The following is a 23,665-nucleotide window of genomic DNA, read 5'->3' on the forward strand; positions in this document are numbered from 1 at the left end:
CTCAGACCTCGACGATCACCGTGAACGGGCCGTCGTTCGTCAGCGACACCCGCATCTGTGCGCCGAAGCGGCCCGTCGCCACGGTCGCGCCCAGTGCGCGCAGTCGCGCGACGACCTCGTCGACGAGCGGCTCGGCCACGTCGCCGGGCGCGGCGGCGTTCCAGGTGGGGCGGCGGCCCTTGCGGGCGTCGCCGTAAAGGGTGAACTGGCTGATCACCAGCAGCGGTGCGTCGATGTCGCTGCACGACTTCTCGTCGTGCAGGATCCGCACCGACCAGAGCTTGCGGGCCAGTTGCGCCGCCTTCTCCTCGGTGTCGTCGTGGGTGACGCCGACCAGGACGCACAGGCCCTCGCCGTCGATCGCTCCCACGGTCTCGCCGTTCACGACGACGTTCGCGCCGTCCACCCGCTGTACCACTGCACGCATCCCGTCATGATGCCGTGCGCCCCTAGGGTGAGGGCACACGGGCCCGTACCGGGGTTTTTTTCGCTCCCTAACCCCCCATCTGGGGCCGATCGGGGCCGATCGTGGGCACTCGGTCACATAGCGGCCACTTGGGGTGGCACGATGCTCTCCAGAGGCCGGTCGAGGGGACGGACGGTAGAGGCACATGAGCACACCGAGTACGGGGCAGCCGCTTGGGACTGTCGCGTTGACATATCCGGGTGGCCTGGAGGCGCCCCGGCCGCCCGTGCAGCGCACGGACAGCCCGGAGCTGCCCGCGGATCCTCCGGGGCACGACCTGATCGCGCTGAGCCTGCCGGAGCTGCGCACGCTGCGCCGGGACGCGCAGCGCGAGGAGGCCGACCTGAGCTACGTACGGCGGCTGCTGCAGGGCCGTATCGACATTCTGCGTGCGGAGCTCGCGCGGCGCCGCCCGGCGTCCGTGGTGACCACCGCGGCGAAGGGGTCCGTGGTCGAGCGGCTGTCGGAGATCCTGACCGACGCGCCGGCCCGGCAGCGTTCCTCCGCGCGGCATGTGACGCTCGGCACGCCGCGGAGCGAGGAGTGCCGGCGGCTGGCCGCGGAGATGCTCGGCGAGGTCGAGCTGTCCGACCTGACGGCCCGCACCGACGTCGAGCTGACCGCCGGAATGGGCCGGCTCGTGCGCTACGAACAGCAGGTCTCCCGTCGGCGGCAGCGGCTGCAGCGTACGGCCGACGACTGCAGCGCGGAGATCGCACGCCGGTACCGTGAGGGGGAAGCACAAGTCGACGACCTGCTCGTGTGACACGAGGGGCGGCTTCCGGAGCCGCCCTCCGGAGCCCGGCGACCCCGGGCCGTCGCCGCGGCGGGCCGTCCGTCCGGAAGGCCACCGCCGATGCCCGCGTCGCAACCGTTCCCTCCCCCGACGGCCCAGCCGTCCCAGCCCGCGCCCACGTCCGCCCTCTCGCCAGTCGTACCGCCCGTCCTCGCCGAGGTCGTCCGGTCCGGTTTCGTCGAGGGGCGGCACCGGGGCAGCCTGGTCGTACTGGGCGCCGACGGCGCCGTGGAGCTGGCGCTGGGGGAGGTGACGGCGCCGGTCTTCCCGCGCTCCTCGAACAAGCCGATGCAGGCGGCGGGCGTCCTGCGGGCGGGCCTGGACCTCGCGGGGGAGCGGCTGGCGCTGGCCGCCGCGAGCCATTCCGGGGAGCCCTTCCACCGCGGCCTGGTCCGCAGGATGCTGGACGAGTACGGCCTGGACCCGGACCTGCTCCAGTGCCCGCCCGACCTGCCCCTGGACGCGGAGGAGCGGGAGACGTACCTGGCCTCGGGTGCGGCGCCCGACCGGATCACCATGAACTGCTCCGGCAAGCACACCGCGATGCTGGCCGTCTGCGCGCGGCGGGGCTGGCCGCTGGAGTCGTACCTCGACCCCGAGCACCCGCTCCAGCGCATCATCCACAGGGTTGTGGAGGACGCGGCGGGCGAGCCGGTCGCCGCCGTCGGCACGGACGGGTGCGGGGCGCCGCTGATGGCGATCAGCCTGGTCGGGCTGGCCCGCGCCTTCCGCTCCTTCGCCGGTGCCGAGCCGGGATCGGCGGAGCGCCGGGTCGCCGACGCGATGCGCGCCCACCCCGAGTACGTCGCAGGCACCCGCCGCGCCGACACCTGGCTGATGCGCGAGGTGCCCGGCACGCTCTCCAAGATGGGCGCGGAGGCCGTCCAGGCGGTGGCCCTGCCGGACGGCCGCGCCCTGGCCTTCAAGGTCGAGGACGGCGCGACGCGGGCCCTGGGCCCGGTCCTGGCCCGCGCGCTGACGCTGCTTGGCGTGGAGGGGCCGGTGGTCGACCGCATCGGCCGTGCGCCCCTGCTGGGCGGCGGACACGAGGTGGGGGAGGTCCGGGCGGCCTTCTGAGGGCGGGCGGGTCTCGGTGAGCGGGCGGGTCTCGGAGAGCGGGCGCACTTCCGGGACGCCGCCGGGCCGGGCAAATCCGCGCGACGCCGGTGTGGTCGCCGACCTACCGTGAGCGTATGACCCGCCGCACCGACATCGACGTACGTCCCATCTCCGAGGCCGAGTTCCCCGACTGGAACCGCGCCCTGAACACCGGGTTCCTGATGCCGCCCGCCGTCGCCGAGGAACAGTTGGAGGCCCGGCGCAACCAGTTCGTGCCCGGCCGGCTGCTCGGCGCCTTCGACGGCGACCGCTGTGTGGCGACCTTCCGGTCCTTCGACCAGCAGGTCACCGCCGTGGGCGGTACGCCCGTACAGGCCGACGCGATCTCCAACGTCACCGTCACCGCGACCCACCGCCGCCGCGGCCTGCTCACCCGCATGATGGCCCAGGACCTGGCGGCGGCGAAGGACCGCGGGGACGTCGTCGCGACGTTGATCGCGGCCGAGTACCCGATCTACGGCCGCTACGGCTTCGGCCCCGCCACCACGATGACCGAGTGGACCGTCGACGTGCCGCGCGCCGGTCTCGACGCGCGCTGGGCGGCCCCGGAGGACGGCGGCCGGATCGACCTCGTGGACGGCGAGGACGTCCGCAAGCTCGGCCCCGAACTGCACGAGCGGCTGCGCCGGGCCCAGCCGGGCGCGGTCAGCCGGTCCGAGCTGTGGTGGCAGACCCGGACCGGGGTGGTGAGTACGGACGGCTCCCCGTGGACCGAGCCCTTCTACGCCGTGTACCGCTCGGTGGACGGCGAGGTCGAGGGCATGGCCTCGTACCGGGCCGACGCCAAATGGGGCGACGCCAAGCAGCCGCTGAACACGGCGACCGTCGACTGGCTGCTGGCCGTGACGCCGGACGCCGAGCGCGCCCTGTGGCGCTACCTGTGCTCGATCGACTGGGTCATGACGTTGAAGAGCGGCTGGCGGGCCCCCGACGACCTGCTCCCGCACCTCCTGCCGGACCCGCGCGCGGCCAGGATCACCACGCAGGCGGACTGGCTGTGGGTGAGGATCCTGGACGTCGTACGGGCGCTGGAGGCGCGGACGTACGAGGGGCAGGGCTCGCTGGTGCTGGAGGCCGTGGACCGGGGAGGGCTGACCGGCGGGCGGTGGCGGCTGGAGGCGGGAGCGGACGGGGCGTCCTGCACGCCGACCACCGAGAGCGCCCACCTCGTGCTCGACGTGGCCGAGCTGGCGGCGCTGTGGCTGGGCGACGAGTCGGCGGTGCGGCTGGCCGCGCTCGGCCGGGTCCGGGAAGAACGAGCGGGCGCCGCCCGTGTGGCCGACGCCCTGCTGCGTACGTCCAGGCGGCCTTGGTGCCCGGACATGTTCTGAGGCGGCTCCCTTCTGCCGGTGACGGGTGGGTGTGCGCATCCGTAGCGCTTGCTCTTCGGTTGTGGTTGTCGTGCCGTTGTTCAGTTGTGGTTGTCGTGCGTCGTGCCGACTGACTGTCCGGGCTCCCGGCTCCCCTCCGGAAGGGGGCCCGGACAGCAGTACGTCGGTTCAGCCGGACTGGGCGAGCAGCATCACGAGGATCACCGCGCCCACACCGCCGATCATGGTGTTCTTCGCCTTGATGCCGATGGACAGCGCGACGAACGCGATGATGCCCATGGGCCCGTACTTCCATTGCACGAGCTGCTCGAACCCGATGGCCAGAGCGGCGACGACGATGGCGATGAGCGGCATGGTGGTCCCCCTGTCACCGTGGTGGCCAACCCCCTGAAGGTCCGACCACGTTGCTCAAGTTGGCTGCCAACTTCACTGTACTTATCTCCGCTTGGGCACGTCTCATAACCACCTTCCCGCGAACTGCCTAAAGATGGCGAGAAGTTGTAGTGTTTGGTCGTGGAGCCGGAACATGCCCCCGTCAACGGGCGGAAGAGACCGCAGCGGCCACAGCGAACACACCGCGAGGTGGCCGACGAACTGCGCGCCCGGATCAGGTCCGGTCGGCTGCAGCCGGGCCAGCGCATGCCCACCCAGGCCCAGTTGGCCGACGAGTTCGGCGTGGAGCGCGGCGCCGTCCGCCAGGCCCTGCGCATCCTGCAGTCGGAACGTCTGCTCACCAACGTGTCCAAAGGGAGCCCCGCGACCGTCGCGCCCGACCTCCACAGCGCCCTGACCGGGCCCGCGGCGCCGCCGATGCCCACCACGGTCGCCCTCGCGCCCCGGATCGCCGAGGCCTTCGCCGCCCCGCACGTCGAGATCGACGCCCTGTGCCTGACCTCGGTCTCCCTCACCCTCGCCCTCGGCGAACCGCTGCGCCAGATCCACGCGGGGCGACTGAAACCGGCCAAGATCGACGTACGCGTCCTGCTGCCGAGCCGGAACATCGCGCTGGCCTTCCCGGTGGCGGTGGCGGGCCGCGGGGCCGGCGACCCGGTGCACGAGCGGTGGCTGGCCATGCGCAACGCCCAGGGACAGGTGCTCCAGCACAACCTGCTCGGCCTGCGGGCCACGCACGGCATCGACGTGCGCGTGACCTTCCGCGCGCTGCCCTTCACACCGCCGGTGAAGCTGTACGTGCTCAACGGCGCGGAGGCCCTCTTCGCGTACTACACCCTCAGCCGGCGTGAGCAGGAGATCGACCACGAGCCGATGGAGATGTACGACGCGGAGGGCATCCGCTCGACGCTGTTCGCCTTCGAGCAGGGCGGTGGCCTGCGCGACGGGGTGTTCGTGAAGCAGTCGCGGCTGTGGTTCGACGCGCTGTGGGAGACGATCAGTTCGGAGCTGCTGCTCACCGCCTGATCACCTCCCGGTCACAGCGCGGGGCCCGCGACCAGCAGGGCCAGCACCACCGCTCCGACGGAGCTGACGGACGGGCTCTTGGCCTTGATGCCGATGGTGAGCAGGACCAGGCCGACGATGCCGGAGGCGCCGTACTTCCACTGGACGATCTGCTCGAAGGCGACGACGAGGACCGCGGAGACAAGGGCGAGAACGGGCATGGTCTTTCCCCCTTCGGAAGTCTGGAACGGGAAACTTCCACCAACTAGACCAAGTTGGCAACCAACTCTGTCTATGTTGTCCCCACTTGGCTACTATCTATAAACAAGTTTCAAACAACTCCCTGTAGGTAGGTCGAAGTTGTAGCGTTTGGTCGTGACTCAGGAGAACGTGTCCGTGAACGGCAGCAGAAGGCTCTCGTCCCAGGAGATCGCCGAGATCCTGCGGGAACGGATCCGCGGGGGAGACCTCAAGGCGGGCGACCGCCTGCCCACCCAGGCCGAGCTGGCCGACGAGTTCAAGGTGGAGCGCGGCACCGTCCGCCAGGCCCTGCGGGCGCTCCAGGAGGACGGCCTGCTCACCAACGTCAGCAAGGGCAGCCCGCCCCGCATCGCCGAGCCGGCCACGCCCCGGGGCGAGCCGCAGCCGACGATGGTGGCGCTCGGGCCGCGGCTGGCGGAGGCGTTCTCGGCACCGCGGGTGCGGGTCGACGTCGTGTGCCACACCTCGGAGACGCTGATGCTGGCCCTGAGCGAGCCGCTCCGCCTGATCCACGAGGGCCGCATCCACCCGGAGGCCATCGACTTCCGCGTCCTGATGCCGTCGCGGGACATCGAGCTGGCCTTCCCCGTCCTGGTCGAGGACGAGGAGGACGACCCGGTGCACCAGCGCTGGCTCCAGATGCGCAACGCCCAGGCCCGGGTGCTCCAGCACAACCTGCACGCCGTACGCTCCACCCACCGCGTCGACGTGCACATCGCCTTCCGCGCGCTGCCCTTCACCCCGCCGATGAAGCTCTACCTGCTCAACGGCGACGAGGCGCTCCTCGGCTACTACATGCTCACCCGGCGCGAGGAGGAGTACGAGAGCAGGACGCTGGAGATGTACGACGCCCTCGGCTCCCAGTCGCTGCTGTTCTCCTTCCTGAAGCGGGCGGGTCACCGGGACGCGGTGTTCGTGGAGGAATCACAGAAGTGGTTCGACGCCCTCTGGGAAACCATCACCTCGGACATGACACTCTCCTAGTGACTTCTGATACGGATCAGACGGAACCGGTGGCCGAGCAGGCCGATGGGCTGAGGGATCTGGTCCTGGGCGCCCGGGTCGTCCTCTGGGACTTCGACGGCCCCGTCTGCAGGCTGTTCGCGGGCTACTCCGCGGACCGGGTCGCGGGCGAACTGGTGGACTGGCTGGCGCGGTTGGGGCTCAAGGAGCTGCTGAGCGAGGAGGAGCAGGTCCATCCGGACCCGCACGTCCTGCTGGGAGCGGTCGACCGCAGGCGGCACCGCAGTGACCTCGCGGCCGACTTCGAGGAGCGGCTGACCCGTGAGGAGCTGCGCGCCGTGCCCACCGCGCGGCCGACGGCGTACGCCGACCCCCTGATCCGGACCTGGACCGCGCTGGGTGTCGGACTGGCGGTCACGACCAACAACTCGCCGCGCGTGGTGGGCGAGTACCTCGCCAATCGGGGCCTGCTGGACTGCTTCGCCCCCCACATCTACGGCCGCACCCGGGATCTGCACCTGCTCAAACCCGACCCGTACTGCCTGAACCGGGCCCTCCGAGCGATGGGCGCCGCCCCCGGGCAGGCCCTGATGGTCGGCGACACCACGTCCGACCTGACCGCCGCCCGGCGGGCCGGGGTGCCGTTCCTGGGCTACGCACGCGACGACGAGAAGGCGAAGCTCCTGAGACAGGCCGGCGCGGAAACGGTCGTGCGCTCACTGGAGCCGGTACTCAGGCTGCTGTGGGAGGACGGCCGGGTGCGCGGCCACGCCTGAGTCACCGCGTCAGGACGGTCTCGGACCGGGACCGTCGGCCGATCCGGTGCGACGGGTGTCCGGGGTCCGGGTGGCGGGGCTGATTCGCCCGTTCCGGTCACCCGAGTTGCTCAAGTGCGTTCCGGATACTGGAGTACTTCCAGCGGGGCACGTGTCCTGGCTGTACTGTGTGCCCACTTTCTTCGTCGCAGCATTGAAGATCTGGCGCGTCGCAAGTCCCTCCTGGAGCACTCCGTGAGTCGTCCGTCCCCGCTTGGCAAGCCGGCACTGGAGCGGGCGGCGGACGAGGCGTTCGACCGGTTCCTCGCCCACGCGACGGCACTGGGGCGGTTCGGACGGGGTCACCACAACCTCAATTACATGGTGCGCCCCCTCACCGCCGAGGACTCGCGGCTGGTCGCCGCCGAGAACGGCGCGCCGGTCACCGTCCGCAAACGCATCCCGTCCGCCCTGCCGGTGGTGATCCGGACCTGGCAGGACGAGGCCGACCTGCTCAACCGGATCTGGGGTGTGCTGCACAACGTCCCGCGGTGTCTGGCCAAGCACCGTGACGTCGTCGTCCTCAGTTACGTCGAGGGCGTGCCCCTGTCGAGCGTCTGCCCGGGCGACACGCCCGTCGACCACGACCTGATCGTCGCGCTGGCGGGGCTGCTCGCCGACATGACGCGGGTGCGCAGGCAGCACCTGCCTCCGCTGCCGGCCTCCTGGCCCCGGTCCAGCCGGGACGGCAGCGCGTTCCTCAAAGCGCTGGCGTTCGCGGCCGAGGAGCAGATCAGGCAGCGCAACCGGGCGGAGTTCGGCGGCCTGTTCGCCATGCTGGGCATTCCGGAGGACGCCATGGTCCGGTTCGCCGAACGGGTGCCCACCCTCGTCAGCCGCCCCTTCAGCCTGCTCCACACGGACCTGCACCGGGACAACGTGATCGTCTCCTACGGCGGGGACCCCCCGCTGGTCTGCGTCGACTGGGAACTGGCCGGTTACGGCGACCCCCTCCACGACCTCGCCACCCACCTGGTGCGCATGCGCTACCCCGACCACCAGTGGCCGGAGGTCATCGAGGCCTGGCGCAAGGTGATGGGGGAGCGGCGCGGCAAGGCCGTCAACGGCCTGGACCGGGATCTGAGGCACTACGTCGCGTTCGAGCGGGCCCAGTCCGTGTATCCGGACATCATGCGGGCCGCGAAGTCGCTCGGGGACCGCTTCGACCAGCGGGACCTGGACGCCGCGACCCGGGCGGTGCGCCGGGCGCTGGTGGCGGCGGAGGAACCGCTGCGGCTGAGGAGCGTGCCGGACGAGCCGGCCATCGAACGCATCCTCTTCCGGTGGAACGAGTCGCACGGCGTCCGGCCCGGCCGGGAGCGGACCCTCGACCGGATCGTGTGGGAGCGCGACCGGAGGGTCCGCATCCGCGGTGACTTCCCCGCCTGGGCGGTCAGCCGGGCGCTGCTGGAGGAGGGCGCGGCCGCCGCCGACCGGGTGTTCAAGGGGACCGCACATCTGAACACGGCGGTGCAGGTCGAGGGCGTCGGCTTCCCCGTCATGGTCCGCCGGAAGGTGGGCACCGCTGAATCCCTGGAGCGCCGGTTCCTCAGCGAGCACGCCGTGCTGACGGCGATCGAACGCTCCGGGGCGCGCGTACGGGCTCCTCGGGTGCTGGCCCTGGGCACCAGCGGGCTGCGCGAGCAGTTCACCATCCACTCCTACGAAGGGCCGGCCGGCGGCTTCCGCCCCCCGGAGCACCCCGAGCACGGGCTGCGCCCGCACGAGGCGGACGACCTCGTGGACCAGTTGGGCGAACTGGCCGAGGTCGAGTGCGGAGAGCTGGACCCGCTGAACGGGGCCGCCTTCTATCCCTGGCTGCGCGGCGAGCTGGTGCGCATGGTGGGCGAGCTGCCCAAGGCCACGATGGACCTGGCCCGCGAACTGGGACTGCCGGACAACGTGCGGCTGGCCGAGATCCTCACCCGGCACACCCTGAGCCGGCGCAGGCCCGTACTGCTGCACGGTGACCTCAACCCGTGGAACCTGGTGCGCCGCCCGGACGGGGGCCTGACGCTCATCGACTGGGAGATGGCCATGGTGGGCGATCCCCTGTACGACCTCGTCCGCCACATGCACCTCACGCCGACGCGGCCGGAGATCCGCGACCGCATGTTCCGGCGGTGGGAGCGCCGGCTGCCGCCGGACTGCGCCCGCAACTGGCGCGACGACTGGCGTGTGTACCGGTGGATCGAGACCGTCCGCTCCGCCTACGTCGACCTCCACCGCCTGGTGACCGGCGCCGGCCTGGAGGCGCCCAACGTCAAGCGCGCCGTCCAGGCCTACGCGATGACGCTGGCCGAGGCCACGGCGGCCCTCGGCCTGCCGGACAAGTCCATGGCCAATCCCTACCTCGCCCGCGCGTTGCCGCGCGGAGCCCGCGGGGGGCCACGGGCGGCCCTGGTTCCGGCGGACGCCTGAGCCGTCACCGGGGCCGGCGGACCCGGCGTAGGGTCGTCGCATGGTGGAGACCGGCCTGCGTGAGCGCAAGAGGCAGCGGACGATCCAGTCGCTGTCGGACATCGCCATCGGCCTCTTCGTGGAGAAGGGCTTCGACGCGGTGTCCGTCGCCGAGGTGGCCGCCGCGGCCGAGGTGTCCAAGCCGACGCTCTTCCGGTACTTCCCGGCGAAGGAGGACCTCGTCCTGCACCGCATCGCCGACCACGAGGGCGAGGCGGCACGGGTGGCCGGGGAGGGGCCGGCGCCGCTCGCCGCGCTGCGCCGGCACTTCCTGGCGGGGCTGGAGCGGTCCGACCCGGTGACCGGGCTCAGTGACGATCCCGACGTACTCGCCTTCCACGCGCTGCTCTACGGCACCCCCGCCCTCGTCGCCCGGCTGCACACGCACCTGGAGCGGTCGGAGAGCGCGCTCGCCGAGGCCCTCGGCGGCGACCTGGAGGCCAGGCTGGCCGCCGGGCAGATCATCGCCGTGCGGCGGGTCCTCGCGCAGGAGAACTGGCGCCGGATCGCGGGCGGGGAGGGTGTGGCGGAGGTGCGGGGTGACGCCGTGGCGGCGGCGGAGCGGGCGTTCGGCGGGCTGGCGGCGGGGCTGCCGGGACTCGACCGGCCGGAACTCGGTTCGTCTCGCGACCGAGTAAAAAACGTTACTCGGTAACGTTATTCGGGTACGCTCGATGGAATGACGTCACCCGACCCCGCCCTCCAGCACGCCCTCGCCCAGGAACGCGCCCACCACGACCACTGCCGTACCGCTCTCGCCGCCATGGTCGACGGCGCCCGGGAACACGTGGTCACCGGCGAGGACGTCTCCGCCTCCGGTGCCGACGCCGAGGTGCTCGGACACCGGCTGCGCAGCCGGGCCGAGGCGCTGCGCGAACTGCCCGAGGGGCCGCTGTTCTTCGGACGGCTGGACTTCGCCGCGCATCAGGACACGGACACCGGCGGCGACCCGGCCGGGCTGCACGTCGGCCGGTTGCGGGTCACCGAGGACCCCGCCGCCCCGCCCCTCGTCGTCGACTGGCGCGCCCCCGTCGCCCGGGCCTTCTACCAGGCCACCGCCGGCGACCCGCGCGGTGTCGCCGTCCGCCGCCGTTTCGGCTGGGCGCCCGGCAGCCGCGGGGACTCGGCCGACCTCACCGGTCTGGAGGACGAGCGGCTCGACCGCGGCGAGTCCCGGGCGAGCGACATCGTCGCCCGCGAGATCGAACGGCCCCGCGTCGGACCCATGCGGGACATCGCCGCCACCATCCAGCCCGAGCAGGACGACCTGGTCCGCGCGGACCTCACCGCCACGGTCTGCGTCCAGGGCGCCCCGGGCACCGGGAAGACCGCCGTCGGACTGCACCGGGCCGCGTACCTGCTCTACACCCACCCGCAGCGAATCCGGCGGGGCGGACTGCTGATCCTCGGCCCCAACCCCACCTTCCTCTCCTACATCGCCGAGGTACTGCCCGCCCTCGGCGAGACCGGCGTACGGCAGTCCACGCTCCCCCAGGAGATCGCCCGGCACCCGGTCACCGGCACCGACGACGAGCGGGCCGCCGCCGTCAAGCACGACGCCCGGATGGCCGAGGTGCTGCGCCGCGCCCTGTACGCGCGCGTGGCCGCCGACGCGGCCGACTCCCTCGCCGTACCGGACGGCTCCTACCGCTGGCGGGTCCCGGCCGACGAGACGGCCCGGATCGTGGCGGACGTACGGGACGAGGAACCGCCGTACACCGTCGGGCGGGAGCGGGTGCGGGCCCGGACCGTGCGGTACGTCCAGGACCTGGCCGAGCGGCGCGCCGGGCCGCGGACGGACGCCTGGGTGCGCCGGATCGAACGGTCCCGGCCGGTCGGCGCCCACCTCGACTCCGTCTGGCCCCGGGTGCGTCCCGAGGAGGTCGTCGCGCGGCTGCTCGGCGACCCCGACGCGCTGGCGCGGGCCGCCGACGGGCTGCTGGACGACGACGAGCAGAAGGCGGTCCGGTGGCCGGCGGCCGGTGCGCCGCGGTCGTGGCGGTCGGCCCGCTGGTCCGCCGCCGACCTGGTCCTCCTCGACGAGGTCGCCGGGCTCCTCGAACACCCCGAGGGCTACGGGCACATCGTCGTCGACGAGGCCCAGGACCTCTCCCCGATGGAGTGCCGGGCCATCGCCCGCCGGGCCGCCTTCGGATCGCTCACCGTCCTCGGCGACCTGGCCCAGGGGACCACGCCGTGGGCGGCGCGGTCGTGGCGGACGACCCTCGCGCACCTGGGCCGGCCGGACGCGACCGTGACGCCGCTGACCACCGGTTTCCGGGTGCCGCAGGCGGTCGTCGGCCTCGCCAACCGGCTGCTGGCGCGGCTGGACGTGGACGTGCCGGCGGCCCGCTCCCCGCGCGAGGACGGGGAGCTGACGATGCGCCCCGTCGCGCCCGGGGAGGTCGGGAGCGCGGTCGTCGACGCCGTACGGGACGCTCTCGCCCGGGAGGGCTCCGTCGGTGTCGTCGCCGCCGACGCGGACGTGCCCCGGACGCGGCACGCCCTCGACGCCGCCGGGATCGCGGCGGCGGGACCGGAGGCGCTGGGCGCCCGCGTCGCCGTGGTGCCCGCGAGTGTCGTCAAGGGACTGGAGTACGACCACGTCGTCGCCGTCGAACCGGCGGCGATCGCGGAGGCGGATGGCCCCGGAGGGCGGGGCCTGCACCGGCTGTACGTGGTGCTCACCCGCGCGGTGTCCCGGCTGGACGTGGTGCACGGGCGGCCCCTGCCCTTCTGACGTGCCGCGCGCGGGTCAGCTCCGGCCGATCACCTCGGCGACCCGGGTGAACCCGTCCGTGCCGTGCCCGAGCGCGATGACCCGCCGGGCCTGACCCTCGATCACGCGCATCACGCTCGCGTCGATGCCGTGCGCCTCGGAGGCGTGGACGACGTGCGCCATGGTCGACGCGGCCGAGGTGATCGGGTTCAGCTCGCCCGAGTACGAACCGGCGTCGGTGTCGGCGGCGAACTCGGTGAACAGCGGCGGCAGGATCGCGGCGATGCCCTGGGCGAAGGGGGCGAGTTCCGCGCCGGTGACGCCCTCGGCCCGGGCCACGGCGAGGGCGTGCGTGTAGCCCGCCATCGCCGTCCAGAAGATGTCGAGCAGCGCGATGTCGTAGGCCGCGGCCCGCCCGGGGTCCTCGCCGAGGTGGGTGTGGGTGCCGCCGAGCGCCGCCAGCACGGGCCGGTGCTCCCGGTACAGCTCCTCGGGGCCGCTGTGCAGGAACACCGCGTCGTCCGTGCCGATGGTCGGGGTCGGCGTCATGATCGCGCCGTCCAGGTAGCGGACGCCGTGCCGGCCGGCCCACTCGGCCGTGTCCCGGGCCCGCTCGGGGGTGTCGGCGCTCAGATTCACGACCGTACGGCCCTTGAGCGCGGCGGTGACGGCGTCCTGGCGCAGTACGGCGTCCGAGGCGTCGTAGTTCACCACGCAGACGACGGTGAGCGGGGAGGCGGCGACCGCCTCCTCCGCGGAGCGGGCCGAGACCGCGCCCCGGGCGACCAGGTCGGCGTCCCGGCCGGGCGTGCGGTTCCAGACGGTGGTCCGCAGTCCGGCGGCCACGAACGCCTCGGCCAGCGCCCGGCCCATCGGACCGAGGCCGAGAACGGTGACGGCGGCGGCAGACTGGTCGGTGTGCACGGACATGCTTCAACTCCCGTAACGTAGTGAGCAATTGCTGAGGAAAGGGGCACGGCATGGCGCACCGGCGTCAGGATCCGAACGTCTGCGGAGTGACCGCCGCGATCGCCGTGATCGAGGGCAAGTGGAAGACGACGCTGCTGTGGCTGCTGGAGTCCGGCCCGCAGCGGCCGGCCGAACTGCGCCGACGGGTGCCCGGCCTCACCGAGAAGGTGCTGACCCAGGCGCTGCGCGAGATGGAGGCGGACGGACTGGTGGACCGGCGGGTGTACGACGTGCTTCCGCTGAAGACGGAGTACTCCCTGACCACGTTCGGCCGCGACCTCGCCGAGGCCCTCTCTCCTCTCTCCGACTGGGGCCACCGGCGCCTGGACAGGCTGGCCGGGACGGAGACCACCACCCGCGCGGCCTCCTGACGATCACCCGCCCCTTCAGCTTCGGCCGAGGAGTGCGCGCTGCCAAGTACGCACAAAAAAGTGGGTAGGGGCCGCCGTCCTGTCCCGGGCGATGACTTTGCTCCGGAATACCGGTCTTCCTCGCGAACACCCGTGCCGGGCGCGGTGTTGGAGTACGCCCTCGTGATCGGCCCGTGACAGGAGGCTTCCCCTATGACTGATCCGGCAGTGACAGCGCCCCGCGGCCGCGGAGCCGGTGCCTGGCCCCTGATCCACGCCGAGCGGGCCGCGTTGGCGGACGATCTCGGGGACATGACCGACGAGCGCTGGGAAACGCCGTCGCTCTGCGCGGGCCTGACGGTGCGTGAGGTGCTCGCCCACCTCACCGCGGGCGCGAGCCTCAACACCGTGCGCTGGATGGCGGGGGTGATCCGTTGCCGGTTCGACTTCGACAAGCAGGTGGCCATGCGGCTGGCCGAGCAGTTGGGCCCGACCCCGGCCGAGACGCTCGAGCGCTTCCGGCGCGTCGTCCCGAGCACCACCAAGCCTCCCCTGCCCGCCATCGCCATGCTGGGCGAGACGGTCGTGCACGGAGAGGACATCCGGCGCCCGCTGGGCATCCGCCGCGACCACCCGGTCGAGGTCGTCACCCGGGTGGCCGAGTACTACCGGGGCTCGGATCTCGTGGTCCTCGCCAAGGGGCGCGTCGACGGGCTGCGGCTCGTCGCGGACGACGGCCCCTTCACGACCGGCTCGGGGCCACTCGTGTCCGGCCCGACCCTGGCCCTGGTGATGGCCATGACCGGCCGCGCGACGTACTGCGACGAACTCGACGGCGAGGGTGCGGAACTGCTTCGCGGTCGCTGCGGGACGGTGTGACCGTGCGCCCGGAGGCGCACGGTCCGGCCCAGTTGCGCTGAGCCGTCGGTCGCCGCGCGCTTCGTCCCGCCTCGCCAATACTTGGCTAGCCACATGATTGGTGTTACGGTTTCTATGTGGCCAGCCACATTCTTCGTGGCGGAACGAGTGGAATGAACGGAGTCATCATGAAAGCGATCGTTTTCGACAAGTTCGGCGGCCCGGACGTATTGCACGAGGCCGACGTCGAGGTCCCGCGGCCCGGACCCGGTCAGGTCCGGGTCCGGGTGAAGGCCGCCGGGCTGAACGCCCTGGACGGCAAGATCCGCGCCGGGATGCTGGAGGCCGTCTACCCCACGACCTTCCCCGCCACCCCCGGCCGTGAGCTCGCCGGTGTGGTCGACGCGCTCGGCGAGGGCGTGACCGATGTGCGGGTCGGCGACGAGGTCCTGGGCTGGTCGGACACCGGCTCCTACGCCGAGTACGCGCTGGCCACCGCCGTGGCCCCCAGGCCCGCCGACCTGGCGTGGCAGGACGCCGCCGCACTGCCGGTGGCCGGCGAGACCGCCGAGCGGGTCCTTGACCAGCTGGAGGTCGCCGCCGGGGAGACCGTGCTGATGCACGGCGCCTCCGGGGCGGTCGGCACCCTGGCGGTTCAGCTCGCCACGGCCCGCGGCGCACGCGTGATCGCCACCGCCGGCCCCGCCAACCAGGACTACCTCGCCTCACTCGGCGCCACCCCGACCACCTACGGCGAGGGCCTGGTCGAGCGGGTGCGCGCGCTGGCCCCCGACGGCGTGGACGCGGTCTTCGACCTGGCGGGCAAGGGCGCCCTGCCCGACTCCATCACCCTGCGCGGCGGCACCGACCGCATCGTCACCATCGCCGACTTCAGTGCCCGGCAGCTGGGCGTCACCTTCTCCCAGGGCTCCCGGGAACGCTCCGCCGAGCGCCTGGCCGCCGTGGCCCGGGACGCCGCGGCCGGCAGGCTCACCACCACCGTCACCGCCTACCCGCTGGCGCACGCCGCCGAGGCCCAGCGGGCCAGCGACGCCGGGCACGTGCGCGGCAAGCTCGTCCTCACCGTCGACTGAGCACGCCCGCCCTCCTTTGCCCCCACCCCCTCTGCTCCACCTCCTGATGCGGTGGCCGCCCGGCCACCGCCGTACCGAAGGACCTCTCGTGCTGGAATCCCTGTGGACGCCGACCACCCTCGGCTCCATGTCCCTGCCCCATCGCCTGGTCATGGCCCCCATGACCCGAGACCGCTCCACGGTGGAAGGTGTGCCGACCGAGCTGAACGCCGAGTACTACGCCCAGCGTGCCTCCAACGCGCTGATCATCACGGAGGGAACCCAGCCGTCGGCCGACGGCCAGGGCTACCTGCTCACCCCCGGCATCTATGACGAGGCCCAGATCGCCGGGTGGCGCAAGGTCACCGACGCCGTGCACGCGGCCGGCAGCCGGGTCGTCATCCAGCTGATGCACGTCGGCCGGATCTCCCACCCGGACAACACCCCGCACGGGCGCCGGCCGGTCGCACCGTCCGCGATCCGCCCGGCGGGCGTGATGTTCACCGCGTCCGGCCCGCAGGAGATGCCCGAGCCCCGTGCCCTGTCGACGCGGGAGGTCGCCGCGACCGTCGAGGATTTCCGCCGGGCCGCCGCGGCCGCCGTGGCGGCGGGCGCGGACGGTGTGGAGATCCACGGCGCCAACGGCTACCTGGTGCACCAATTCCTGGCCGACAACACCAACCAGCGCACCGACGAATACGGCGGCTCCGTCCAGAACCGCATCCGCTTCGCCGTCGAGGTCGCCGCCGCGGTGGCCGACGAGATCGGCCCCGAGCGCACGGGCATCCGCGTCTCTCCCGGCAACCCCTACAACGACATCTCTGAGTCCGACACCCACGAGCTGTACCCGGCGCTCGTGGAGGCGCTGCGCCCGCTCGGCCTGGCCTACCTGCACCTGATGCACGTCGGCGACGAGGCCCTGCTCGACACGCTGCGCGCGCAGTGGCCGGGCACGCTGATGCTCAACCGGAGCGGTGCCGACATCCCCGCCCGGGCCAAGGACGTCGAGAACGGCACGGCCGACCTGGTCTCCGTCGGCGCGCTCGCGCTGGCCAACCCGGACCTGGTCGAGCGGCTGCGCGTCGGGGCGGAGTTGAACACCCCCGACCCGGCGACCTTCTACGGTGGCGGAGCGGTCGGCTACACCGACTACCCCACGTACACCGGCTGAACAAGCGGAGACCATGCCTGACATTCCCACGACTGCCGCAGGCGGGCCGATGAGCTACGCGATCTTCCAGCTCGCGCGCGCCCACCGAGCCCACGCCGGCGCCCTGCTGCGCAAGATGGACCTGCACCCCGGCCAGGAACTGCTGCTGATGCAGCTGCTGGACCGCGAGGGCCAGACCCAGTCCGAACTCCTCGACGCCGTCGGCCTGGACCACTCCACCGTCTCCAAGTCCCTGCGCCGCATGCAGGAGGCGGGCCTGCTGGTGCGCGAACCGGCCCAGCACGACCGGCGCGTGATGGTGGTCCACCTCACCGACAAGGGCCGCGCCATGCGCGAACCCATCGCCGCCCTGTGGCAGAGCCTGGAGGAGATCTCCGCCGGCAACCTGACCGAGCAGCAGGCGGCAGCCTTCGTAGAGACCGCCTACGCGATCACCGAGGTGATCGCCAACCGTCCGCTGCCGCTGGAAGAACCCGGCTGACACGCCGGTTCGACCGGGCGGACCATCGCCGGCTTCAGGGGGACGATGGGACGGGCCCCCGCGGCCGCACGCCGCGACTGCCGAATCCGCAGTCCCGTCACCATCCGAGGAAGGCACCCCCATGAGAAAGAAGCACCGGATCACGGTGGAGGGCTGGGAAGGCATCGACAAGGCGCTCGTCAGGGAACTCGTCGCCGACTCCTACCGACTCGTCGTCGCCCGCCTGCCCGAGGCCGACCGGCCGGTAGCCCCGCACACCTGCGGAACCGGCACGCGGGCGGCCCGGTGAGCGCGGCCGGCGACCGGCTCCAGGACACCGCCCGCCAGGTGGCGCTCGCCCTGTCCGGTGTCAGCCACGGTCGCCCCTTCACCCCCGCACTCGACGTGTACAAGGTCGCGGGCAAGGTGTTCCTGATCGTCACCGACGACCCGGACGAACAGATCATCACGGTCAAGTGCGAACCCGAGCACGCCCGGGCGCAAGAACGCGGCTACGCCACGATCACGCAGGGCCGCTACCTCGACAAACGGCATTGGATCTCGCTCGGGCCCGGCCCCGGCGTCACCGAGCGACTGGTCACTGACGCGGTCGAGCACTCCTATGACCTGGTCGTCGAAGGACTGCCGCGAGGCGACCGCCCCGGTACTCGATGAGCGCCGCGGGCTTCCCCGCGAGCGGCGGCGACCTGGTCTTCGAACCGGTGCGACACGCGGAGGCACACTATTGCAAGCGCATGCTTGCAATAGTTAGCGGTGTGGTGCATCGTGGAGGCATGGCATCGCTCAACGTCGGCAATCTCGGTGAGTACCTGCGCGAGCAGCGGCGCAACGCGCAGCTGTCGCTGCGGCAGCTCGCCGATGCCGCGGGCGTGTCCAATCCCTACCTGAGCCAGATCGAGCGCGGGCTGCGCAAGCCGAGCGCGGAGGTGCTCCAGCAGGTCGCCAAGGCGCTGCGGATCTCCGCCGAGACGCTGTACGTGCGCGCGGGGATCCTCGACGCGGAGCGCGACCGGGACGACGTGGAGACGCGTGCGGTCATCCTCGCCGATCCCTCGCTGAACGAGCGGCAGAAGCAGGTGCTGCTCCAGATCTACGAGTCCTTCCGCAAGGAGAACGGATTCGGCACCGACGCCGACGACGAGGTGCCGGCTCAGGACGCGACGGCGGGCGACGCCGCCGAAGGCGGGGCCTCCATACCGGGCCTCGGCCCCCGTACGACCGGCGGCAGTGACGCCGGCCCGCAGCAGACGGCCGGATGAGCGGGAGCGAGTAGCCGGCCGGGCGCGGGACCACCACAAAACCCTCAGCCGAACGCAATACCGGAGGACCATCACCATGGCCATCACCGACGACCTGCGCAAGACCTTCAGCGACCCCACCCCGCTCTACTTCGCCGCGGGCACCGCCGACCTGGCCTTCCAGCAGGCCAAGAAGGTGCCGGTGCTGGTGGAGCAGCTGCGCGCCGAGGCGCCGTCCCGTATCGAGGCCGTGCGCAACACCGACCCGAAGGCCGTCCAGGAGAAGGCGACGGCCCGCGTCAAGGAGACCCAGGGGACCCTCCAGGCCAAGGCCAACGAGCTCCTCGGCTCCCTCGACACCGACCTCAAGAAGCTCGGCGAGAGCGCCCAGGACCTCGCGCTGCGCTCGGTCGGCGTCGCCGCCGAGTACGCCGTCAAGGCCCGGGAGACCTACGAGAAGGTCGCCGAGCGCGGCGAGCACGCGGTCCGCACCTGGCGCGGCCAGGCCGCCGACGGCATCGAGGACATCGCCGAGGAGGTGGAGGAGTTCGCCGTGGCCGTCGAGCCGGCCAAGCCCGCCAAGTCCGAGCCGGTCGAGGTCACGGAGGACAAGGCCGCCGCGGCGAAGAAGGCCCCCGCCCCGCGCAAGGCCCCGGCCAAGAAGAGCACCAACGGCACCGCGAAGAAGACGACGCCGCCCGCCAAGTAACCGGCGACGGGTACCGCGGGTGCGGTACGGGCCGGGCACCCTTGGGGTGTCCGGCCCGTTCTCCGGGTACGGTGACCGCGTAGAGACGATCCGAGTCTGGTGGTGGACGTTGTGCTGATGCAGGGGTTCGCAGGCTTCATGTGGCTGCTGAGCATCGCCCTGATCCTTTTCAGCGGCTTCGCGTTGGTCGACGCCGCCGTGCGCCGTGAGGACGCCTACCGCGCGGCGGACAAGAAGACCAAGCCGTTCTGGCTGATCATCCTCGGGATCGCCTTCGTGGTGAACCTGATCTTCAACATCCTGTCGTTCCTGCCGATCATCGGGCTCATCGCGACGATCGTGTACATGGTCGACGTACGCCCCGCGCTGCGCGGCCTGCCGGGCGGCGGCCGCAGCAGCCGCCGCGGCTCCAGCAGCGACGGCCCCTACGGCCCGTACAACGGCGGACGCTGAAGCGCCCCGCGCTCCTTAAGGGGCGCGGGGAACTGCGCGACCAGCCACAGCGGACCGGCGGGCGGGGTACGACGGTCATCCGTACGGCGATGCGTACGTACGGCGCTCAATCCGCACCGCGGGCGTCGCGTCGCGTCCGCCCCGCTCAGGCCGTCCGGTCCAGCAGGACCACTGCCACGTCGTCCGCCAGTTCGCCGCCGTTCAGCTCGCGGACCTCGTTGACGGTCGCCCGCAGCAACTGCTCACCCTGCAACCCCTCGGCGAACTGACGGCGGACCATCTCCACCATGCCGTCCTGGCCGAGCCGCTCCCGGCCCTCGCCGACGTGGCCCTCGATCAGGCCGTCGGTGTAGAGCATCAGGCTCCACTCGGCACCCAGTTCCACCTGCGTCCGCGGCCAGCGGGCGCCCGGCAGCAGCCCCAGCGCCGGGCCGTTGTTGTCGTAGGGAAGCAGCCGCGCGGGCGTGCCCGGACCGGCAACCAGGGGTGACGGGTGCCCGGCCAGGCACAGGCCGGCGCGGCGGCCGTCCGGGGCTATGTCCACGGCGCACAGGGTCGCGAAGATCTCGTCGTCCGAGCGCTCGTGCTCCAGCACCTGCTGGAGCGTGCCGAGCAGCTCGTCGCCGCAGAGACCGGCCAGGGTCAGCGCGCGCCAGGCGATCCGCAGCTCCACGCCGAGCGCCGCCTCGTCCGGGCCGTGCCCGCAGACGTCGCCGATCATGGCGTGCACGGTGCCGTCCGGGGTGCGGACGACGTCGTAGAAGTCGCCGCCGAGCAGGGCACGCGAGCGGCCCGGGCGGTAGCGGGCGGCGAAGCGCAGCGAGGAGCCGGCCAGCAGCGGGGTCGGCAGCAGGCCGCGTTCCAGGCGGCGGTTCTCCTGGGCGCGCAGCCGGCCCTCGGCCAGGCGCCGCTCCGCCGAGTCGGACCGCTTGCGCTCGACGGCGTAGCGGATCGCCCGGCTCAGCAGCCGGCCGTCGAGCTCGTCGCGGAACAGGTAGTCCTGGGCGCCGACCGCCACGGCCTCCGCGCCGCGCTCGGCGTCGCTGGAGGAGGTCAGCGCGAGCACGGCGTGCCGGGGCGCGAGCTCCAGCACGTGCCTGAGCACGGCCAGCTCGTCGTCACCGCTCCCGTCACCGTCACCGTTGCCGTCGGCGCTCGCGCGGGCCGGGGCGGGCGCCGACAGGGCGAGGTCCAGCAGGATGCACTGGACGTCGTCGGTCAGCAGCCGCTCTGCCTCGGTGAGGTTGCGGGCCGTGCGCACGCGGATCGGCTTGCCGGACTGGTCGAGCAGGTCGGGCACGATCGGCGAGCCGCCCGGATCGTCCTCGATCAGCAGCAGCGTCAGGTTGGTGGGGGCGGTGCTCCCGTGCTGGTCCGTGGTCTCGTTCGTGGTCTTCTCGCGCTTCTCCGTGGGGTTCTCTCGCCGAGTGGTGGGGTTTTCGGCCGGGTTCGTCCCGGGCGGGGCCTGTTCCTTGGAAGGGCCGCTGTCCGGGGACACGGCGGGCGCCTGACCACACTCCGCGGCCGGGATCGCCCTCTGCCGCGGTACGGGTACGGGCATCGTCTTGGTTTCCTTCCCTCCCTCCGAGGGCATGGCGGGGCGAGGGACCTCGACCCACCGACGGGGACCATAGCGGGTGACGGTGCCGCTGCGGAATGGTCCAGAACACGCCGGTCGGCCCTCGGCCACTGTCATATGCCGCGTTCCGTACCGCAGTTGGACACGTCGACCGGGGGCCGGGGATGACGAACGTCACGCGGGGTGGGGCGCCGGGCGTGGACTGGGTCACGTGGCCCGTTTCACGGCCCGGCGCGAGGGGCGTGGCCCGCGTCACTCCTGGGGTGTCGCGCCCGTGCCCGCGCCCGTGCCCGTTCCCGCGTCCGCGCCCGTGTCCGGACGTACGACGCCGAGGATCGGCATCGTGCCCGCCCCCGCGATCGTGATCGAGCGCCCCGGCCGCGGGGCGTGCACGACGGAGCCGTCGCCGACGTACATGCCGACGTGGCTGGCGTCGTCGAAGTAGATGATCAGATCGCCGGGGCGCATGTCCTTGATGTCGACGCGCTCGAGCTGCTTCCACTGCTGCTGCGAGGTGCGCGGTATCGACTGCCCCGCCGCCACCCAGGCCTGTGAGGTCAGACCGGAGCAGTCGTAGGCCTTCGGGCCCTCGGCGCCCCACTGGTACGGCTTCCCGATCTGGGCGGTGGCGTACTCGACGGCCTTCCTGCCCCGCTCGGTCGCCTCGGTGTCGAGGTCCTTGAGGATGCCGGAGTCGAGCCAGGCGGTCTGGGCCTTGGCCTGGGCCTCCCGCTCCAGCCGGGCGAGGCGCTCCTTCTCCTCCTTCTCCAGCTCGGACTCCAGCTTCTCGGCCGCCGCGATCTGCTTCTCGATCTTCTTCTGGGCGGTGGCCTTGGCCTTGCGGTTCGCCTCCAGCTTCTTGAACTGGGCGGAGGCGTCCGCCGCGTAGGCCTTCAGGTCCTCCTGGGTGCGCGTCATCTCGCCGAGCAGGCCCTTGGTCGCACGCTGGCCCTGGTTGACCCGGCCGGTGCCGTCGAGGAAGTCCTCGGGGTCGTCGCTCAGGAGCAGCTTGGCCTCGTCGGGCAGGCCGCCGGTGCGGTACTGGGAGCGGGCCGCGGCGCCCGCGCGGTCCTTCAGCCCGTCGAGCTTCTCCTGGCCCTTGACGATCTTCTTGGCCAGTTCGACGATCTCGGCGGACTGCTTGTCCGCCTTCTCCTCGGCGGCGTTGTACTCGTCCGTGGCGGAGGCCGCCGCGCGGTAGAGCTTGTCGAGCTTCTCGCGTACGGCTTCCAGGTCCTTGCCGGGTGTGGCGGCCGGGGACGGTGCGGCGCTCGGGGTGCCGGGCGAGGGTGTGGGCCCGGGATCCGCGAACGCCGTGCCCGGTGCCGCGAGCACGGTGACCGCGCAGACCACGGTCACGGCAGCGGTCATCAAGCCATGCTTCCCCGTACGCATACCTCGCCCCCAAACTGATTAACCGTCAGTAACATAGGTCGCCTGGGGGATCGTGCCATGCCGGCGTGGAAAGCGACAGAGGTCGTGCTTCCCTCCTGCTTCCCCCCTTCTGCCGCGCGGTACGGCGATTCCCCCGCTGTGTGACGAACGCCGCACCGAGATCGTTCCCGGCACACCCGCGGCCCCGCCCGTGCCCGCGAGTTCACGCGCGGGGCGCCAACGCCCCCCACCGCACCGTCACTTCGCCCTGCCGCCACCGCACCGGCCCGTCCGTCACCGGCCAGTCGGCCGTCAGGTCCCGCACGGTCCGCATCCAGCGCTGGCGGGCGCCGTAGGAGGCGTAGGGCGCGGCGGCGGCCCAGGCGCGGTCGAAGTCGCGCAGGAAGGCGTGCACGGGCTCACCGGGGACGTTGCGGTGGATCAGCGCCTTCGGCAGCCGTTCCGCCAGGTCGGAGGGGCGGTCCAGGGAGCCCAGCCGGGTCGCGAAGGTGACCGTGCGCGGCCCCTCGGGGCCGAGCGCCACCCACACGTGCCGGCGCCCGATCTCGTCGCAGGTCCCCTCGACCAGGAGCCCGCCGCGGGAGTGCCCCGACGCCGGCGCGAGCCGCGCGCACAGCCGCTGCCAGACGGCGGCCACCTCGTCCTCGTCGTACTGGCGCAGCACGTTCGCCGCGCGGATCAGCAGCGGGGGCCGGTGGACGGGGACCTCGAAGCCGCCGTGCCGGAAGGCGAGCCCCGCGCGCGCGTACCGCTCGGCCGCCGCCACCCGCGCCGGGTCGATCTCGACGCCCACCACGCGCGCGTGCGGGGCGACCGTGCGCAGGCGGTGCAGCAGCTCGACGGCCGTCCAGGGGGCCGCGCCGTAGCCGAGGTCGACGGCGACGGGATCGGCGGCGCGGCGCAGCTCGGCACCGTGGGTGGCCGCGATCCAGCGGTCCATGCGGCGCAGCCGGTTCGGATTCGTCGTCCCGCGCGTGACGGTGCCCACAGGGCGGGGGGTGGCGCGGGAGGGCATGCGTACGAGGGTATGCGGCTCGGCCTGCTCTCTTTGACGCAACCAG

26 protein-coding genes are annotated in these 23,665 nt (G+C 72.5%); 19 read left to right on the forward strand and 7 right to left on the reverse strand.

All coding sequences use genetic code 11. The annotated features are described in order from the left end of the window. Window position 1: 1 nt before the first annotated feature. Window positions 2–427 (reverse strand): D-aminoacyl-tRNA deacylase, encoded by a 426-nt coding sequence (gene dtd, locus RI578_RS21790; protein WP_310872622.1) that lies wholly within the window; start codon window positions 425–427, stop codon window positions 2–4. A gap of 184 nt (window positions 428–611) precedes the next feature. Between dtd and RI578_RS21795 the strand changes: the two genes are divergently transcribed. From RI578_RS21795 to RI578_RS21805, 3 genes are all read left to right on the forward strand, one after another. Further along, window positions 612–1,232, forward strand: a complete 621-nt coding sequence (locus tag RI578_RS21795; protein ID WP_310872623.1) for an aerial mycelium formation protein — start codon at window positions 612–614, stop codon at window positions 1,230–1,232. A gap of 90 nt (window positions 1,233–1,322) precedes the next feature. Then, window positions 1,323–2,339 (forward strand): asparaginase, encoded by a 1,017-nt coding sequence (locus RI578_RS21800; protein WP_310872624.1) that lies wholly within the window; start codon window positions 1,323–1,325, stop codon window positions 2,337–2,339. Window positions 2,340–2,455: 116 nt separating this feature from the next. After that, entirely contained in the window at window positions 2,456–3,712 is a 1,257-nt protein-coding gene (locus tag RI578_RS21805) for a GNAT family N-acetyltransferase (RefSeq protein ID WP_310872625.1), read from the forward strand. Window positions 3,713–3,880: 168 nt separating this feature from the next. On the opposite strand, the gene RI578_RS21810 is transcribed toward RI578_RS21805, so the two are convergent. Then, window positions 3,881–4,066: a hypothetical protein gene (locus RI578_RS21810; RefSeq protein WP_003974784.1), complete on the reverse strand. Its 186-nt coding sequence runs from the start codon at window positions 4,064–4,066 to the stop codon at window positions 3,881–3,883. 153 nt (window positions 4,067–4,219) lie between these two features. On the opposite strand from RI578_RS21810, the gene RI578_RS21815 reads away from it, so the two are divergent. Next, a complete protein-coding gene (locus RI578_RS21815; RefSeq protein WP_310872626.1) occupies window positions 4,220–5,131 on the forward strand; it encodes a GntR family transcriptional regulator in 912 nt (303 codons plus the stop codon). Between the two features lie 11 nt (window positions 5,132–5,142). Here RI578_RS21815 and RI578_RS21820 read toward each other — a convergent pair whose 3' ends face one another. Continuing rightward, window positions 5,143–5,331 (reverse strand): hypothetical protein, encoded by a 189-nt coding sequence (locus RI578_RS21820; protein WP_310872627.1) that lies wholly within the window; start codon window positions 5,329–5,331, stop codon window positions 5,143–5,145. Window positions 5,332–5,479: 148 nt separating this feature from the next. Here RI578_RS21820 and RI578_RS21825 point away from each other — a divergent pair, with 148 nt between their 5' ends. The 5 genes from RI578_RS21825 to RI578_RS21845 all read left to right on the forward strand — a co-directional run bounded on the left by RI578_RS21825 (window position 5,480) and on the right by RI578_RS21845 (window position 12,349). Further along, window positions 5,480–6,355 (forward strand): winged helix-turn-helix domain-containing protein, encoded by an 876-nt coding sequence (locus RI578_RS21825; protein ID WP_310872628.1) that lies wholly within the window; start codon window positions 5,480–5,482, stop codon window positions 6,353–6,355. Further along, complete coding sequence (locus RI578_RS21830; RefSeq protein ID WP_310872629.1) at window positions 6,355–7,110, forward strand: HAD family hydrolase; 756 nt, start codon at window positions 6,355–6,357, stop codon at window positions 7,108–7,110. The genes RI578_RS21825 and RI578_RS21830 overlap by 1 nt, the downstream gene beginning before the upstream one ends. Window positions 7,111–7,470: 360 nt before the next feature. Further along, window positions 7,471–9,570 carry a phosphotransferase gene (locus tag RI578_RS21835; RefSeq protein ID WP_399063146.1) on the forward strand — a complete coding sequence of 700 codons (2,100 nt, stop codon included), beginning with the start codon at window positions 7,471–7,473 and terminating at the stop codon, window positions 9,568–9,570. 40 nt (window positions 9,571–9,610) lie between these two features. Continuing rightward, on the forward strand, window positions 9,611–10,264 hold the full coding sequence (locus RI578_RS21840; RefSeq protein ID WP_310872630.1) for a TetR family transcriptional regulator: 654 nt from the start codon (window positions 9,611–9,613) through the stop codon (window positions 10,262–10,264). Window positions 10,265–10,288: 24 nt separating this feature from the next. Further along, entirely contained in the window at window positions 10,289–12,349 is a 2,061-nt protein-coding gene (locus tag RI578_RS21845; protein ID WP_310872631.1) for an AAA family ATPase, read from the forward strand. A gap of 15 nt (window positions 12,350–12,364) precedes the next feature. Here the strand turns inward: RI578_RS21845 and RI578_RS21850 are convergent, their stop codons facing one another. Then, window positions 12,365–13,258, reverse strand: a complete 894-nt coding sequence (locus RI578_RS21850; protein ID WP_310872632.1) for an NAD(P)-binding domain-containing protein — start codon at window positions 13,256–13,258, stop codon at window positions 12,365–12,367. A gap of 50 nt (window positions 13,259–13,308) precedes the next feature. On the opposite strand from RI578_RS21850, the gene RI578_RS21855 reads away from it, so the two are divergent. From RI578_RS21855 to RI578_RS21900, 10 genes are all read left to right on the forward strand, one after another. Further along, window positions 13,309–13,668: a helix-turn-helix domain-containing protein gene (locus tag RI578_RS21855; protein WP_310872633.1), complete on the forward strand. Its 360-nt coding sequence runs from the start codon at window positions 13,309–13,311 to the stop codon at window positions 13,666–13,668. A gap of 192 nt (window positions 13,669–13,860) precedes the next feature. After that, window positions 13,861–14,526: a maleylpyruvate isomerase family mycothiol-dependent enzyme gene (locus RI578_RS21860; RefSeq protein ID WP_310872634.1), complete on the forward strand. Its 666-nt coding sequence runs from the start codon at window positions 13,861–13,863 to the stop codon at window positions 14,524–14,526. 167 nt (window positions 14,527–14,693) lie between these two features. Then, the gene (locus RI578_RS21865; protein WP_310872635.1) at window positions 14,694–15,599 is read left to right on the forward strand and encodes an NADP-dependent oxidoreductase; all 906 of its coding nucleotides are present in this window, start codon (window positions 14,694–14,696) and stop codon (window positions 15,597–15,599) included. An 88-nt stretch (window positions 15,600–15,687) separates the two neighbouring features. Next, window positions 15,688–16,749: an alkene reductase gene (locus tag RI578_RS21870; RefSeq protein WP_310872636.1), complete on the forward strand. Its 1,062-nt coding sequence runs from the start codon at window positions 15,688–15,690 to the stop codon at window positions 16,747–16,749. A gap of 49 nt (window positions 16,750–16,798) precedes the next feature. Next, complete coding sequence (locus RI578_RS21875; protein ID WP_310872637.1) at window positions 16,799–17,230, forward strand: MarR family winged helix-turn-helix transcriptional regulator; 432 nt, start codon at window positions 16,799–16,801, stop codon at window positions 17,228–17,230. A 121-nt stretch (window positions 17,231–17,351) separates the two neighbouring features. Further along, a complete protein-coding gene (locus tag RI578_RS21880; RefSeq protein WP_399060986.1) occupies window positions 17,352–17,519 on the forward strand; it encodes a hypothetical protein in 168 nt (55 codons plus the stop codon). Continuing rightward, entirely contained in the window at window positions 17,516–17,884 is a 369-nt protein-coding gene (locus RI578_RS21885) for an MmcQ/YjbR family DNA-binding protein (protein ID WP_310872638.1), read from the forward strand. Before RI578_RS21880 ends, RI578_RS21885 begins: the two co-directional genes overlap by 4 nt. Before the next feature lie 119 nt (window positions 17,885–18,003). Then, window positions 18,004–18,489: a helix-turn-helix domain-containing protein gene (locus tag RI578_RS21890; protein WP_121747742.1), complete on the forward strand. Its 486-nt coding sequence runs from the start codon at window positions 18,004–18,006 to the stop codon at window positions 18,487–18,489. Window positions 18,490–18,565: 76 nt separating this feature from the next. Further along, complete coding sequence (locus RI578_RS21895; RefSeq protein ID WP_310872639.1) at window positions 18,566–19,177, forward strand: hypothetical protein; 612 nt, start codon at window positions 18,566–18,568, stop codon at window positions 19,175–19,177. A 117-nt stretch (window positions 19,178–19,294) separates the two neighbouring features. Then, window positions 19,295–19,630: a DUF2516 family protein gene (locus RI578_RS21900; RefSeq protein ID WP_193776347.1), complete on the forward strand. Its 336-nt coding sequence runs from the start codon at window positions 19,295–19,297 to the stop codon at window positions 19,628–19,630. A gap of 145 nt (window positions 19,631–19,775) precedes the next feature. Here RI578_RS21900 and RI578_RS21905 read toward each other — a convergent pair whose 3' ends face one another. From RI578_RS21905 to RI578_RS21915, 3 genes are all read right to left on the reverse strand, one after another. Further along, window positions 19,776–21,191: a fused response regulator/phosphatase gene (locus RI578_RS21905; RefSeq protein ID WP_310872640.1), complete on the reverse strand. Its 1,416-nt coding sequence runs from the start codon at window positions 21,189–21,191 to the stop codon at window positions 19,776–19,778. Between the two features lie 270 nt (window positions 21,192–21,461). Continuing rightward, window positions 21,462–22,604 (reverse strand): NlpC/P60 family protein, encoded by a 1,143-nt coding sequence (locus RI578_RS21910; RefSeq protein WP_310872641.1) that lies wholly within the window; start codon window positions 22,602–22,604, stop codon window positions 21,462–21,464. Window positions 22,605–22,806: 202 nt separating this feature from the next. Then, complete coding sequence (locus RI578_RS21915; RefSeq protein ID WP_310872642.1) at window positions 22,807–23,619, reverse strand: class I SAM-dependent methyltransferase; 813 nt, start codon at window positions 23,617–23,619, stop codon at window positions 22,807–22,809. Window positions 23,620–23,665 lie beyond the last annotated feature (46 nt).

Origin of the sequence: Streptomyces sp. BB1-1-1 (assembly GCF_031597775.1) — a bacterium.
GTDB classification, from domain to species: domain Bacteria; phylum Actinomycetota; class Actinomycetes; order Streptomycetales; family Streptomycetaceae; genus Streptomyces; species Streptomyces thinghirensis.